Source organism: Microbulbifer sp. ALW1 (assembly GCF_009903625.1).
Taxonomy (GTDB): Bacteria; Pseudomonadota; Gammaproteobacteria; order Pseudomonadales; family Cellvibrionaceae; genus Microbulbifer.
This window is the reverse complement of the sequence record NZ_CP047569.1, coordinates 1137945-1152858: the sequence shown is the minus strand read 5'-3', so window position 1 is coordinate 1152858 and position 14914 is coordinate 1137945. Positions and strand designations below refer to the sequence as shown.

Here is a 14914-nt window from a genome sequence, read left to right as displayed (position 1 = left end):
GTATAAATCAGATCCAAGCGCTGAGTTACACGCATCACATGGACGATATCTTGCTGCAGATTTTAGGGCCTGCGCGATCGCTGTTCATCCGCTTTATTTGCTCCATCTCGTCGACGCTGAAAAGTTCGGCAACAATCGCCTCGGCCAGTTGGCACTCGTGGGTAATCAGATGGACAGCAAGTAACTCGGCATGATAGTGGCGCTGCTTGCCGCGGGTGCCCGTCAGTCTTTTTTGCAACGAGTGCGCGCCCGAGTGAAGCCCTGAAATCATCCCGCCGATCACCGGTAAAACCGCCGTCGCTTTGCGTGCGCGCTTGGTTTTCTTTTTCCGAATAATCTCCGGCAAAACCAGAGTGCCGATCAAACCATGCATTTCTCGATTGCATGGCCCATCGGAAAATGGTCCACAGGATTCACAGCTATAGGATGTCCAGTTCGCTAAAATCGCCTCCAAGCCTTTAATGTGATGATGAGTCTTGTAGGCGGAGTATCCCGACACGCCGGAATTCATCACCGCCATACCGCCGGCAGCCGCAAGCAAGCCCACACCGGTGCTGGATACGGCCCCAACCCCCACGCCAACAGCCGATTTGATCGCCATACCGGACAAGCCGACGTTGCCGGTTGCCGTCTGGGCTATCGAGACCCCCTTCTGGGCCGCCATTGCCGACTTCTTGGCGATGGACTTCAAGCCGCTGTCGCGATCAATCTTACCGCCCTGGCCGTGCAGGCTGGTGACCGAATTCCATACGAGTAGCCCGGAGCGATCCAAATGTTCGCGATCAAACTGCTCGGCGCGCTTGGAAAGCTGGTTGATACCACGGGACAGGGAATCGAGAACGTCTGACATAAATACATTCCATGTAAAAATTATTGTTTATCCCTCGGTAGATACCGCTATTCCCGGCGGACACTGGAACTTCGCAGCCGCGACCGATCCCGAACAAGGTTTTAACTTGCAGTAGATGACTCACGGGCCGGAAGCCATTCATGGTACCGCAAGGCACCTAGCCCCCAAGTTATATTCGCGCCATTCCTTCCACCCCCACCCATGTAGTACATCCATCTCAACTAACACATAACCAAATTAGATACCTAGGATAGATATTGCGTATAAAGCTTTATATAGGGCTTGTGTTATGATGCCGCCCTCGCCGGGCCCCCGGCGGTCTTCAGCTGACTAACCGTACTATTTAGTTAAATCTGCCGCGATGATTTCGTCATCGCGCACGGCCAAGAGATCCGATATGGCTTCACAAACTTCTCTTCAGAAAGACAAAATCCGAATCCTGCTGCTGGAGGGCGTCCACCAGTCCGCCGTGGATTTGCTGACTTCCCGCGGCTACACCAACGTGGAATACATCAAGACCGCGCTGCCAGAAGACCAACTGATTGAGAAGATTGCCGACGCCCACTTTATCGGGATCCGCTCCCGTACCCAACTGACGCGCAAGGTGCTCGAGAATGCACCCAAGCTGATCGCAGCGGGCTGCTTCTGTATCGGCACCAACCAGGTGGACCTGGAAGCCGCTACCGAGCTGGGTATTGCTGTATTCAACGCGCCCTACTCCAACACCCGTAGCGTAGCCGAGCTGGTGATCGCTGAGGCGATTATGCTGCTGCGCGGCATTCCGGAGAAGAATATGGTCTGCCACCGCGGTGGCTGGCAGAAGTCTGCGGTGGGTTCCTACGAGGCCCGCGGCAAGACCCTGGGTATCGTTGGCTATGGCGCCATCGGCTCCCAGACCTCGGTGCTTGCCGAAGCCATCGGTATGCGCGTGATTTTCTTTGATGTGGTCACCAAACTGCCCCTGGGCAACGCCTCCCAGGTCAACAGCCTGGACGAGCTGCTGGCACAGTCTGATGTGGTCTCCCTGCACGTGCCGGAGCTGCCGTCTACTAAGTGGATGATCGGCGCCGAGCAGATCGCCAAAATGAAGAAGGGCGCCATCCTGCTGAATGCTTCCCGCGGTACCGTGGTGGAAATCGAACCGCTGGCGGAAGCGCTGAAGAGCGGCCATCTGGCAGCCACTGCCATCGACGTTTTCCCGGTGGAACCCCGCGGCAACGACGACGAGTTCCTCTCCCCGCTGCGCGGCCTCGACAATGCCCTGCTGACGCCGCACATCGGCGGCTCCACAGTGGAGGCCCAGGAAAATATCGGTGTCGAAGTGTCTGACAAGCTGGCGCTTTACTCCGACAATGGCACCACCACCAGCTCGGTGAACTTCCCGGAAGTTGCCCTGCCGGGCCACGTGGGCACCCACCGTCTGCTGCACATCCACAAGAATGTGCCTGGCGTGCTCGGTGCCATCAACCAGGTGTTCTCCGAAAACGGCATCAACATCTCCGCCCAGTTCCTGCAGACCAATGAGACTGTGGGTTACGTGGTAATTGATGTGGACGCGGAGTACTCCGATCTGGCACTGGAAAAACTGAAGAATATCCCCGGCACCCTGCGCTGCCGCGTGCTCTTCTGATACAGCGGGTCTGAAACGGCGGCCTTCCGCAGCGCTGCCAGACCGCCCGATCATCTGATAGACTCTCGCAAACCCGGACGGCAACCCGCCGCCCGGGTTTCTTCTTTTCTTACTTCCCGAATTAACGGCTCGACTTCACTGCCCAGCGATTTTTGCTGCGCGCCGGGCCAAGGCGACTCCAAGTGCAAAACCAGAATTCCGACTCCGCTGCCGCTGGACTGCTGGCGGGCATTGGCGCTTTCCTGATCTGGGGATTCGCGCCACTGTACTTCAATCTGCTTGACGGTATTTCCGCTCCGGAAATTCTCAGCCACCGCAGTGTCTGGTCGTTTATCCTGGCGCTGATCCTGCTGGCCGCCATCGGCAAATTGCCGGATCTGCGCGCGACACTGGGCTCGCGCAAAAAAATGCTGACCCTGCTGCTGTCGACGATCCTGATCGGCAGCAACTGGCTGGTGTTTATCTGGGCCATCACCAACCAGCATCTGCTGGATGCCAGCCTTGGTTACTACATCAATCCGCTGATCAGTGTGCTGCTCGGGGTTGCGGTGCTGGGCGAACGACTTCGGCCGTTGCAGTGGCTGGCGGTGGCTCTGGCCGCGGTGGGCATTGCCTATGAACTGTGGCAGTTCGGGCGACTGCCACTGATTGCGCTGTTCCTGGCTTTCACCTTTGGCTTTTACGGGCTGGTACGCAAACGGGCACCGGTGGACAGCCTTACCGGCCTCGCCGTGGAAACCATGTACATGCTGCCGGTTGCCCTGGGCTTTCTGTTCTGGACCTCAAGCCCCACCAGCAATCTGCTCAATAACAGCTGGGAACTGAATGGCCTGCTGCTTCTGGCCGGCCCCATCACCCTGACACCGCTGCTGCTGTTCAATATCGCTGCGCGCCGACTCAATCTCTCGACCATCGGATTCCTGCAGTACCTGGGCCCGACCCTGATGTTCCTGCTGGCAACCCTGCACTATCACGAGCCTTTCGATAGCGGCAAACTGGTCACTTTTGCGTTCGTGTGGATGGCCCTGGCCTTTTATTCTGTCGACGCACTGCAACAGCGGCGCAAACGCCGCGCGCTGAGAAATGCCGCGCACTGAGAAATAAGGAGATTTGAGGGTGGGGAAGCAGGCGCGGATTACTGGGCCAGCCAGTCGTCCAGCGCCTTGAGTATCTGCTGCCGGTAGGGCTGGGTTTCGTTGATCATCTGGTGGCGAGCACCGCGCACAATCACCCGCTTGCTGTTGGGAAAGCGGTCGCGAATGACGCGCATGTTGTAGCGCCAGTCCACGGTGCCGTCGTCGGTGCCCTGAATCACCAGGATCGACTTGGGGTTGCGGGCGGTTTTCGGAAACACCTTCAACCAGTCGACCATAGCGCCCAACCAACGAATCGACATCACCGGCGACTGCAAAGGGTCACGGTGGGCCTGGCGGCGGGAAAACTCGGCGTCGTGGGTATTGATATTGAAGCCGCGGCTGGGGTGCGGCATCAGGTAACGACCCAGATAGAACATCCACTTGCGCAGATGCCAGCGTGCCGGCCGCACCAGCGGCGCCAGTAACATGATTTTGTCGAACGGTTGCCACAGGCTGAATTGCAGGTAGCTGAGCAGTGTCGCACCGCCGGTGCTCTGCCCCATGCCGTGCCAGGGTTCCGGCATTTTTCCTTTCGCTTTGCGCAACAGCGCTTCCAGTACTTCCCGGTATTGCAGAAATGTATCGATGGCCACCGGCTCACCGCTGGAGAGCCCGTGCCCGGGAAAGTCCACGGCCACCACGTTGAAGCCGCGCTCGAGACCGAAGCGGATGGCAGCACCGTATATACCGGTGTGGTCAAAATAGCCGTGGCAGATGAACAGGGTTCCCCTGGGGTTTTCCACCAGCCAGTACTGGGCCACCAGCTCAAACCCGGTGGATTTGAAGGTGCCGATGCCGGTAGCAGAAGCTTCGGGAAAGTTCAGGCGATAGAAATTGCGGTAAGAAATAACCGATTCGGGGAGGGGCTGGTCACAGGCGAAATCCAGTGCCGGTAGCTGACTCCGCAGGGCGGAGTAATCCGGGCGGCGAATCACCGGGCTGGGGTCAACAGCGTTAAATTCTTGCAGCAAGTCCATGACTCAATAGTACTGCATTTTTAAACGAAAAAGAGCGAACCGAAGTTCGCCCTTTTCACACCGGATAAGCCACAAAGATCAATTGATCTTGGGGACCAGCTCGCCTTTCTCGTAGCGCATGAACATGGTCTCAAGGCTCACGGGCTTGATCTTGCTGGCGTTGCCGGCGGTGTTGAAGGCCTCGTAGCGGGCCACGCAGATGTCCTTCATGGCCTTGGTGGTAGCCGCAAGGAATTTGCGCGGGTCGAACTCGGACGGGTTCTGGGCCAGGAAGCGGCGCACGGCACCGGTGCTCGCCAGGCGCAGGTCGGTGTCGATATTGACCTTGCGCACACCGTACTTGATGCCTTCGCAGATCTGCTCCACCGGCACGCCGTAGGTTTCCGGGATCTCACCGCCGAATTCGTTGATCACCTTCAGCCACTCCTGCGGCACCGAGGAAGAACCGTGCATCACCAGATGGGTGTCCGGGATGCGCGCATGGATTTCCTTGATGCGGTCGATGGCCAGAATGTCACCCGTGGGCGGACGGGTAAATTTGTAGGCGCCGTGGCTGGTGCCGCAGGCAATCGCCAGGGCGTCCACCTGGGTTTTCTTGACGAAGTCCGCGGCTTCTTCCGGGTCGGTCAGCAGCTGGTCGTGGGACAGTTTGCCCTCGGCACCAACGCCGTCTTCTTCGCCGGCCATGCCGGTTTCCAGGGAACCCAGACAACCCAGTTCACCTTCTACGGAAACACCACAGGCGTGGGCCATGGCCACCGCGCGCTGGGTCACGTCAACGTTGTACTCGTAAGACGCCGGGGTCTTGCCGTCGTCCATCAGGGAGCCGTCCATCATTACCGAGCTGAAGCCCAGCTGGATGGAGCGCTGGCACACCGCGGGGCTGGTGCCGTGGTCCTGGTGCATGACCACCGGGATGTGCGGGAACTCTTCCACTGCGGCCAGAATCAGGTGGCGCAGGAAGGGGGCACCGGCGTATTTGCGGGCACCGGCAGAGGCCTGCACGATTACCGGAGAGTCGGTTTCATCGGCCGCCTCCATGATCGCGCGCATCTGCTCCAGGTTGTTGACGTTGAACGCTGGAATGCCGTAGCCGAACTCGGCAGCGTGGTCCAACATTTGGCGCAAGCTGATTAAAGCCATGAAAAAACCCTTTCTCGTCGAAATTTAGCTGGATAAATCGTTACTGCTGGTGTGCGATTCCTGACGAATTGCCGGTCGCATCTCTTTTTAGGTATTGGGTACTTCTACATCGAAAAAACATCGAAAACAGGTCGCTGACGAAGCAGGCTCGCTCTGGAGCCCGCTCCGCTACTGGTGTCTGTACTGCTAACCTGTACTGCTAATCAGTCGTTGGCGCGGCTTTCCAGCATGGCCACTGCCGGCAGTACTTTGCCTTCCACATACTCGAGGAATGCACCACCCCCAGTAGAAATATAGGAAACCTGCTCGGCAATGCCGTACTTATCCACAGCCGCCAGGGTGTCACCGCCGCCGGCAATGGAGAAGGCGTCGCTGTCGGCAATGGCCTTGGACAGACGCTCGGTACCGCCGCCAAACTGATCAAACTCGAACACGCCCACGGGGCCATTCCAGATGATGGTCTTGGCACTTTTGAGAATATCGGCCAGCGCCGCGGAGGAGTCCGGGCCGATATCGAAAATCATGTCGTCTTCGGTTACCGCATCTGCGGACTTGGTCTCGGCCGCGGCAGATTCACTGAACTCCTTGCCGGTCACCACATCGGTAGGTACCGGGATGTCGCATTTCTGCATCAGGCCCTTGGCGGTGTCGATCAGGTCGTGTTCACACAGGGACTTGCCTACCGGCTTGCCGCTGGCTGCGAGGAAGGTATTCGCGATACCGCCGCCGACAATCAGCTGGTCCACTTTGTCAGACAGGCTCTCCAGCACGGTCAGCTTGGTGGAGACCTTGGAGCCACCGACGATGGCCACCATCGGGCGCGCCGGGTTGGCCAGGGCTTTTTCCAGTGCATCCAGCTCCGTCGCCAGCAGCGGGCCAGCACAGGCGATAGGCGCAAATTTGGCCACACCGTGGGTGGAGGCCTGGGCGCGGTGGGCGGTACCGAAGGCATCCATCACGAACACATCGCACAGGGCCGCGTACTGCTTGGCCAGGGCTTCATCGTCTTTCTTCTCGCCCTTGTTGAAGCGCACGTTTTCCAGCAGGACTACATCGCCATTTTCCAGAGAAGCAAGTTCCGCGCCGCCCTGCCAGTCTTTCACTACCGGCACGTCTTTGCCCAGCAGCTTGCCCAGGTGCGCCGCGACCGGCGCCAGGGAGAATTCTTCTTCGTACTCGCCCTCAGTGGGACGGCCCAGGTGAGACATCAGCAGGACTTTGGCCCCGGCATCGACAGCGGCCTGGATGGTCGGCAGTGCCGCGCGAATACGCGCATCGGAAGTGACCGCTCCGTCTTTTACCGGAACGTTCAGGTCTTCGCGGATCAGGACGCGCTTGCCCGCCAGATCCTGGTCCTTCATCAATTTAACCGCCATAGCCAATCCTCTGTTGCTGGTTACTGAATACTCACTTACCCGGAAAAATGTGGGTACTACTCCGGAAGCGGGCGCGGATTATAAGCTGTTGCGATTCCCCCTGCCCACAATGCAGAGGGAGATGGTTGCGGCGCGGTCACCCGGAGAGCGCATTCGCGGAGCAGGAACCCGGGTACCAGAAATCGGTGCTGCGGCGCGGAGTATATCAATCCGTTTTGTAAATGAATTACCGCACACTATCGATATCATGGTGATAGCGCTGTCATTTTTACAAGAACGCAAAAAAATGCCTACCAGCGCCCCGCCGCGGAGAAATTCGCCTCCCCGGACAGACATACACCGCCGAGATCCCGCGCGCCTGAGCCGGCCCCCGGGTATGCGACTAGTATTCAAAAAGAAACAGGAGCAAGCGATGCAACCAGCCCGGGTAGAAGAGTTCAGCGCCCAGTGTCCCTACTGTGGCGAATCCATCCTGATGTTGATCGACACATCGGGGGCAGCCGCCATTACATCGAAGACTGCACCGTGTGCTGCCGGCCAATCCAGGTGCTGGTAAGTGTGGATATGGAGGGGGACTGGCAGGTGCAGCTGAAACACGAAAACGACGTCTAGCCACTGGTCACGTTTAAACTGTCCCCGCTAAAACAGGGTCCCTAACAGGGGCAACAACAGAACAACAAGAACAACAAAAAGGGCCGCGGGTTTTCACCCGCGGCCCTTTTTGCATCCTGTGAGATGGAAAGCGTTATGCGGTCTGGTGAATCTCGCGCGCCGCACGCTCGGCACTGGTCACGGCACCGTCAATGTAACCGAAGGTTTCCAGCTCGGTGTGCTCGCCGCAGAAGTGGATATTGCCTTCCTGCAACGGATGCGCGCCCCACCAGGAGGTGTAGCTACCGAAGGTCGGGGTCGAGTAGGAGCCTTTGGACCAGGGGTTCGCAGACCACTTGGACTGCATCGCGGTACCGGTGTAGGCGGCGCCGGTGCCCGGGAAGAAGTTGTCGACGATGTTCAGGAAGTGATTCACATCGGCATTTTTGGGTGCCGCAAACGGTGTGTTGCCACCGAGGTTCGCACCGTAGTTACCGCCAAAGAAATTCACCAGAATACCGTCCTGTGAGCCGGTGATAGAGGTGGAGTCCCAGGTATCAAACAACTCGGGGCGGCCCACATAGCTCACACCATTGGTAGTGAACTGCTGGCCGTTGATGTACTGCGACTGTGCCCAGGGGCGGCTGCTGGCATGAATGGCCATTTTACCGTTGGTACCAAATGCCATCTGTTCGATGGCCATGCGTTTTTCCGGGCGGAAGCTGTCGTACAGCGCCGGCTCGATATCCACATCCCGCAGCAGGGAAAATGGCAGGGCCAGTACCAGCTTGTCGCAGTTGTGTACGTAACCGTCTTCAAAAGTCAGGGTGTAAGGACCATTGATGCTGCCGTTGATCGCCACCAGCTTGCGACCGGTCTCGATGGTGCCTTCCGGCAGCTGCTCGACCATCTTGCTCCAGATCTGGTCGTTACCACCGGCAATACGGAAACGCTCGTCGGTACCCGCCAGCGGCAGTGCGCTGTTGATCGGGTTCCAGGCCAGCAGGTAGATCAGGTTCAGGGCCGTCTGGTCTTCCGGCTGCAGGCCGTACTCTGCAACCAGGTCCGCCTGGAATACCTGCCCCATATTGGAGCTGGCACCGATGCCGACCTGATCCATCCAGCTGTTGGAGTCGATGTAATCGAGCGCCTTGTGGGTGTCATTGTGCCAGTCGTAGGTCGGCAGCCAGGGGGCGTCCTGCTGGACTTTTTTGAAGATTTTGTAGACGTCGCGCCACTCTTCGTTGAGCTGGTGCTCGGTGTAGTGCTGGCCGTTCACGTAATAGAGTTCACTGCCGCCCGGCACCGCGTTACCGTTGACGTCTTCCACATCCAGGCCCAGCTCGTTCGCCAGGTTACGCACGGCATTGTGCTCGGTAGAAATCAGCTCGCCACCGCGCTCGACGGGACGGCCAAAAATAGTGCGGTTGGTATTCACCCGGCCACCCAGACGGGTATTACCTTCAAATACAGTGCTGGCAATGCCGTACTGCTGCAGGCGATGGGCGCAGCGAATACCCGCCACACCACCACCGATGATGGCTACACGACCGGGCTTGCCGTCGCCATTGCCACCGCCAGGTGCCGCCATCACCGGTTTGGATACCGTACCGGCAGCCGCACCAACACCCACCGCAGCAGCGCCCATACCCAGCTGCTTCAGGAAGCGACGACGCTCTTCAGTAGAAGCCGCCTTGCCACCCAGACGCGCACCTTCGGTCACGATATCGAGACTTTCATCGGCAGAAATTCCGGTTTTATCGGAAAGTGCCTGGGCGACGCGCATACGGCGCAACAACCCCGCGATGGGGGAGAGGGACTTGCGGCTTCTCATGATTTTTTTCCTGTGAGTGGTCAAAACTGGGATGTACGTCCCAGTAGTTATTTTTTGCGCCATTCTACAGGGCACACAGAAAAATGGAATGTTTGTTCGGTTTTGACTAAAAATGCGGAACTAAGTACTTACAAACATGATAAACCCTTGTTTTAAGGTCACTTTTTCGTCAAAAAACCGTTTCAACCACCTCGAAACAGGCTTTTTAATAACCACAAAAAAACAGGAATTTTTTTCTGAAAGCAGGAATACCTCACTCTCGGTCCCCGTAAACGCCGCCTCATCTCACCCCGTTACGCTGCCAGCCCCATTGCAGTCACAGCCGGTGACCGCTATAAAAAACGCTTCGGCCTCACGCCGAGCGGCATTGCCGGGAGATCCCCGGCCGCGCCGGCTCCGAACGCACACCGGAATACACCCGAACATAAGAGCCAACAATAAAAAGGAACCCTGTTATGGCTAACAGACTCTGGCTGCCAGCGACCCTGGCCCTCGCAATCTCCGCCTGCGGCGACCCCACGGCGGGCAGCAACAGCACCAGCAGTAAGGCTCCAGCTCCGGCGGAAGCCATCAACACCGCCACCGCAGCAGCACCGCAGGCCCTCAGCATCGACTACGAAAAATTCACCCTGCCCAACGGCCTGCGGGTGATCGTGCACGAGGACCGCAAGGCGCCGATCGTGTCCGTGGGGGTCTGGTATCACGTTGGCTCCAAGGATGAAAAACCTGGGCGTACCGGTTTCGCTCACCTGTTTGAGCACCTGATGTTCAACGGTTCGGAAAACTACGACGACGAATACTTCAAGCCCTTCGAGCAGGCCGGTGCCACCGGCATGAACGGCACTACCTGGCTCGACCGCACCAACTATTTTGAAACCGTACCCAGCAACGCACTGGATATGGCCCTGTGGATGGAGTCAGACCGCATGGGCCACCTGCTCGGCGTCATTACCCAGGAGAAACTGGACGAGCAGCGCGGCGTAGTGCAGAACGAGAAGCGCCAGGGCCAAAACCAGCCCTACGGTAAAGTGTGGGAAAAACTGCAGGCGTCCATCTTCCCCGCTGGTCACCCCTATTCCTGGACCACCATCGGCTCCATGGAAGACCTGAACGCGGCCAGCGTTGACGATGTACACGAGTGGTTCAAAACCTATTACGGCGCGGCCAACACCGTGCTGGTACTGGCCGGCGATATCGACCTGGAAACTGCCAAAGCCAAGGCCGAAAAATACTTCGGTGATATTCCCGCGGGCCCGCCGCTGGCGAAGAAAGATTCCTGGATCGCCAAGCGCGACCAGTCCAGCCGCGAAACCATGTACGACCGCGTTGCCCAGTCTCGCCTGTACAAGGTATTCAATACTCCCAACCTCGGTCACGCCGATGAAGAAGCCATCAGCGTTGCGGCCTCGGTACTGGGTGATGGCAAGAACTCCCGCCTGTACCAGCGCCTGGTGTATGAAGACCAGATTGCCACCAGTGTGAATGTGGCGCTGTACGAATTCGAACTGGCCTCCATGTTCCAGATCATTGCCGATGCCAAGCCCGGCGTTGACCTGGCAAAGGTGGAAGCGGCGATTGATGAAGAGCTGCAGAAATTCCTCGAGCAGGGTCCCACCGACGCCGAGCTGGCGCGGGTCAACATGAGTGAGTACTCCTCCTATGCCCGCGACCTGGAACAGGTGGGCGGCTGGAGCGGCAAGGGCGTAATCCTGGCCCGCGGTGAACTCTACTTCAACGACCCCAACGCCTACCTTGAAAGCCTCGGAGAAAAGCAACAACTGACCTCGGCCCAGGTGAAAGCCGCGGCCAATAACTGGCTCGCCAGCGGTGATCACAACCTGGAAGTACACCCCTTCCCGGAATACAAAACCGCAGAGGCCGGTGCCGACCGCAGCAAGCTGCCGGAACTCGGCGACTTCCCCTCGGTACCCTTCCCGGAAATCCAGACTGCGGAAATGGCCAACGGCCTGAAGATCGTGCTGGCAGAGCGCCACTCGGTGCCCGTGGTAAACATGGAGCTCAAGTTTGATGCCGGCTACGCTGCCGACCAGGGTGCAAAACTGGGTACGTCCAGCTACACCATGTCGATGATGAAGGAAGGCACCAGCCACCTGAGCGCGCTGGAAATCAGTGCCAAAGAAGAGATGCTCGGCGCCCGCATTGGCACCGATGCTGACCTGGATTCCTCCAGCGTCACGCTGAATGCACTCACCAGCAACCTGGACGAATCTCTCGGCCTGTTTGCAGATGTACTGCTGAACCCGGCGTTTGCGGATGAAGAAATCGAGCGCAAGCGCAGCCGCTGGATTGCCGGTATCCAACAGGAAAAAACCAAACCGGTACAGATGGCCCTGCGCAACCTGCCGCCGCTGCTGTACGGTGACGACCACGCCTACAGCATTCCATTTACCGGCAGCGGCACCGAAGAGTCCATCGCCTCACTCACCCGCAACGACCTGGTGAACTATCACCAGAGCTGGCTGCGCCCGGACAACGCCACCCTGATTGTGGCCGGTGACATCACCATGCCGCAGTTGCAGGAAAAACTGCAGCAGCACTTCGCCGACTGGACGGCACCGCAAGGTGCAAAACCAGTGAAAAACCTGGCCAAGGTGGCACTGCCGGAGAAATCCAGCGTCTACCTGATCGACAAGCCGGGATCCGAGCAGTCCATCATCATCGGCGGCCTGCTGGCACCCTCGGAGAAAATTGCCGAGCGTGAAACCCTGCACATGATGAACGACATTCTCGGTGGCACTTTTACCGCGCGTATCAATATGAACCTGCGGGAAGACAAGCACTGGGCTTACGGTGCCTACTCCTTCCTGACCGGCGCCAAAGGCCAGCAACCGCTGCTGGTGTACGCACCGGTACAGACCGACAAAACCAGTGAATCCCTGGCGGAACTACAAAAGGAACTGCGGGCTTACATTGGCGGCAACCCGGCCAAAGCGGACGAGCTGCAGAAACTGAAAGACAAGCGCATCAACGAATTGCCCGGTCGTTTTGAGACCATCAATTCCGTTGCCGGTGCCCTGTCTTCACTGGTCACCTACGAGCGTCCGCTGGACTATATGGACGGCTACGCGGCGCAGGTACGCGGTATCGACCTGAAGCGGGTACACGAGCTGGCGAAGCAGACCATCAAGCCGGATCAGTTTGTGTGGGTGATTGTGGGCGATAAGGAAAAAATCGCCGACAAGGTAGCAGCGCTGGAAATCGGCACCATCGCCGAGCTGGATGCTGACGGCAAGCCTGTCGCTGGCGACAGCTGAGCAAGTAGCCGCAATCTTTGCAGCTATAAACTGTAACTACAATATGTAATTACAAAAAAAGGGCCGCGGTTTATACCGCGGCCCTTTTTTTGCTGTGTACCCTGTAGCGTTTGATACGCAGAAATTTGCCACTGAACGCGTAATTTCGCGCCAAACCAGCAAGAGGAACGATGGTACCAATTAGTGTATTCCTCCTTTTAACCATAACGAGCAACCACCTCATAACCTCCAGCAGATTGCCGCGTTTTTCATCCTGAAAAACGGAATTTGCTTACTTATCCACACTTGCCTCATTCCACAATTGGAACGCCAGTAAAAGCTGCTAGATTTTCATTACCGGCTGTACGTCTGTACCGGTTCAGGCACTGCTGCAGCCAGCAAAACCTTTAACAATAAGAAGTAGCAGCCCATATTGGAGCTTCATAACAATGAGAAAAACCCTTTCATCCCTAACATTCGGCGCGCTGGCCCTTGCTGTCGCCGTCCAGGCCAGCGCCGCGGATGAGCGCTACATCGTCAAATTCAAAGAGGGTAAAGGCCCGGCCGTAAAAGCGATGATGGAAAAGAACGGCGGGCGCTCGGCACTGGCCCTGGAAAAACACAACGCCATGGCCGCCAACCTCCCGCAAAAAGCCCTCACCGCAATGCGCAATAACCCCAATGTGGAATACGTGGAAGAGGATGTGAAGCGCTACCCGATGGCGGAAACCACGCCCTTCGGCATTCCGATGGTACAGGCCAACCTGCTCAGCGATGCCATGGCCGGCAACCAGACCGTATGTATCATCGACTCCGGCTACGACCTCAATCACGAGGACTTGGCAGGGAATAACGTGAATGGCAGTAACGATTCGGGCACTGGCTTCTGGTACACCGATGAGAACAGCCACGGCACCCATGTTGCCGGCACCATCGCCGCCATCGGCGGGAACGGTACCGGCGTCGTCGGGGTAAACCCGAACAGCAACCTCAATCTCTACATCGTCAAGGTCTTTGGCGCCGACGGCTGGGCCTACTCATCATCTCTGGTCGCGGCAGCACAGGATTGTGCCGACAATGGTGCCAGCGTCATCAATATGAGCCTTGGCGGCACCATGAAATCCCGCGCTGAAGATCGGGCCTTTGCTGATCTGTACAACAACCAGAACATTCTCTCCATTGCCGCGGCCGGTAACGACGGCAACACCCGTCACTCCTATCCGGCATCCTACGATTCCGTGGTCTCAGTTGCGGCCGTCGACAGCAATAAGATGGTCGCCGACTTCTCCCAGCAGACCGATCAGGTAGAGCTCTCCGGGCCCGGCGTGGACGTCCTGTCTTCCGTACCCGTGGGCATGGGTCTTTCCACCACATTCTCTGTGGCTGGCAATGCGATAGAAGCTTCCGGTATGGAAGGCAGCCCTCAGGGCAGCGCCAGTGGTGCCTTGATGGATTGCGGCCTGGGTGAAGCAGCCTGTGCCGATGCCAGCGGCAAGGTGTGCCTGATTTCCCGCGGCAATATCAGCTTCGCGGAAAAGGTCCAGGCCTGTGAAGCCGGCGGTGGTGTCGCCGCGGTGGTCTACAACAATGAGCCCGGCATGCTGTTTGGCACCCTCGGTGAAACCGCAACCGGTATTCCGTCTGCGGGGATTTCCGATACCGACGGCGCTACCTTGCTCGGCCAGATTGGCAGCAGCGCCAGCCTTGCCATCCAAGCCAGCGACTATGCGTATTTCAATGGCACCTCGATGGCCACCCCCCATGTAGCCGGTGTTGCCGCGCTGGTATGGAGCCACTTCCCCAGCTGCAGCGCCAGCGAAATCCGCTCCGCGCTGACCAGCACGGCGGAAGATCTGGGTACCGCAGGACGGGATAACGCCTACGGTTTCGGTCTGGTGAAGGCCAAGGATGCGGTGGATTATCTCACCGCCAACGGCTGTGGTGGCGGCTCAGGTAGCAGTAGCTCCGGCGGCAGCAGCGGTGGCGGCAGCGGCGGCGGCAAGCCCTGCAAGGGCAAAAACTGTAATTAATCGGCAATAGCCAAACCAGAAGGGGCCGATATCGGCCCCTTTTCTTTTGCCCTTTTTCTTTTACCCCTGTAGAACGCCTCCTGCAGAGAAAAA

At 58.1% G+C, this 14914-nt stretch carries 10 protein-coding genes; 5 read left to right on the top strand and 5 right to left on the bottom strand.

Annotated features, from left to right (window positions below; genetic code table 11):
• Nucleotides 1–34: 34 nt before the first annotated feature.
• Nucleotides 35–850 (bottom strand): hypothetical protein, encoded by an 816-nt coding sequence (locus GRX76_RS04710; protein WP_160152251.1) that lies wholly within the window; start codon nucleotides 848–850, stop codon nucleotides 35–37.
• Between the two features lie 397 nt (nucleotides 851–1247).
• Here GRX76_RS04710 and serA point away from each other — a divergent pair, with 397 nt between their 5' ends.
• A complete protein-coding gene (gene serA, locus GRX76_RS04705; protein WP_160152250.1) occupies nucleotides 1248–2480 on the top strand; it encodes a phosphoglycerate dehydrogenase in 1233 nt (410 codons plus the stop codon).
• A gap of 182 nt (nucleotides 2481–2662) precedes the next feature.
• The gene (gene rarD / locus GRX76_RS04700; protein ID WP_160152249.1) at nucleotides 2663–3577 is read left to right on the top strand and encodes an EamA family transporter RarD; all 915 of its coding nucleotides are present in this window, start codon (nucleotides 2663–2665) and stop codon (nucleotides 3575–3577) included.
• 38 nt (nucleotides 3578–3615) lie between these two features.
• Here the strand turns inward: rarD and GRX76_RS04695 are convergent, their stop codons facing one another.
• From GRX76_RS04695 to GRX76_RS04685, 3 genes are all read right to left on the bottom strand, one after another.
• Entirely contained in the window at nucleotides 3616–4593 is a 978-nt protein-coding gene (locus GRX76_RS04695; RefSeq protein WP_160152248.1) for an alpha/beta hydrolase, read from the bottom strand.
• A gap of 78 nt (nucleotides 4594–4671) precedes the next feature.
• Entirely contained in the window at nucleotides 4672–5736 is a 1065-nt protein-coding gene (gene fba / locus GRX76_RS04690; protein WP_160152247.1) for a class II fructose-bisphosphate aldolase, read from the bottom strand.
• A gap of 203 nt (nucleotides 5737–5939) precedes the next feature.
• The gene (locus GRX76_RS04685) at nucleotides 5940–7112 is read right to left on the bottom strand and encodes a phosphoglycerate kinase (RefSeq protein ID WP_160152246.1); all 1173 of its coding nucleotides are present in this window, start codon (nucleotides 7110–7112) and stop codon (nucleotides 5940–5942) included.
• 447 nt (nucleotides 7113–7559) lie between these two features.
• On the opposite strand from GRX76_RS04685, the gene GRX76_RS19460 reads away from it, so the two are divergent.
• The gene (locus GRX76_RS19460; protein WP_370463946.1) at nucleotides 7560–7724 is read left to right on the top strand and encodes a CPXCG motif-containing cysteine-rich protein; all 165 of its coding nucleotides are present in this window, start codon (nucleotides 7560–7562) and stop codon (nucleotides 7722–7724) included.
• 133 nt (nucleotides 7725–7857) lie between these two features.
• On the opposite strand, the gene GRX76_RS04675 is transcribed toward GRX76_RS19460, so the two are convergent.
• Nucleotides 7858–9537: an NAD(P)/FAD-dependent oxidoreductase gene (locus GRX76_RS04675; RefSeq protein WP_160152245.1), complete on the bottom strand. Its 1680-nt coding sequence runs from the start codon at nucleotides 9535–9537 to the stop codon at nucleotides 7858–7860.
• A gap of 455 nt (nucleotides 9538–9992) precedes the next feature.
• On the opposite strand from GRX76_RS04675, the gene GRX76_RS04670 reads away from it, so the two are divergent.
• Both GRX76_RS04670 and GRX76_RS04665 read left to right on the top strand, forming a co-directional pair.
• The gene (locus GRX76_RS04670) at nucleotides 9993–12812 is read left to right on the top strand and encodes a pitrilysin family protein (protein WP_160152244.1); all 2820 of its coding nucleotides are present in this window, start codon (nucleotides 9993–9995) and stop codon (nucleotides 12810–12812) included.
• Nucleotides 12813–13240: 428 nt separating this feature from the next.
• Nucleotides 13241–14821, top strand: coding sequence for a S8 family serine peptidase (locus tag GRX76_RS04665; RefSeq protein WP_160152243.1), 1581 nt, complete (start codon nucleotides 13241–13243; stop codon nucleotides 14819–14821).
• Nucleotides 14822–14914 lie beyond the last annotated feature (93 nt).

Coding starts and splice junctions, on each gene's coding strand:
- GRX76_RS04710 (WP_160152251.1), bottom strand. CDS start 850: ATGTCAGACGTTCTCGATTCCCTGTCCCGTGGTATCAACCAGCTTTCC.
- serA (WP_160152250.1), top strand. CDS start 1,248: ATGGCTTCACAAACTTCTCTTCAGAAAGACAAAATCCGAATCCTGCTG.
- GRX76_RS04695 (WP_160152248.1), bottom strand. CDS start 4,593: ATGGACTTGCTGCAAGAATTTAACGCTGTTGACCCCAGCCCGGTGATT.
- fba (WP_160152247.1), bottom strand. CDS start 5,736: ATGGCTTTAATCAGCTTGCGCCAAATGTTGGACCACGCTGCCGAGTTC.
- GRX76_RS04685 (WP_160152246.1), bottom strand. CDS start 7,112: ATGGCGGTTAAATTGATGAAGGACCAGGATCTGGCGGGCAAGCGCGTC.
- GRX76_RS04675 (WP_160152245.1), bottom strand. CDS start 9,537: ATGAGAAGCCGCAAGTCCCTCTCCCCCATCGCGGGGTTGTTGCGCCGT.
- GRX76_RS04670 (WP_160152244.1), top strand. CDS start 9,993: ATGGCTAACAGACTCTGGCTGCCAGCGACCCTGGCCCTCGCAATCTCC.
- GRX76_RS04665 (WP_160152243.1), top strand. CDS start 13,241: ATGAGAAAAACCCTTTCATCCCTAACATTCGGCGCGCTGGCCCTTGCT.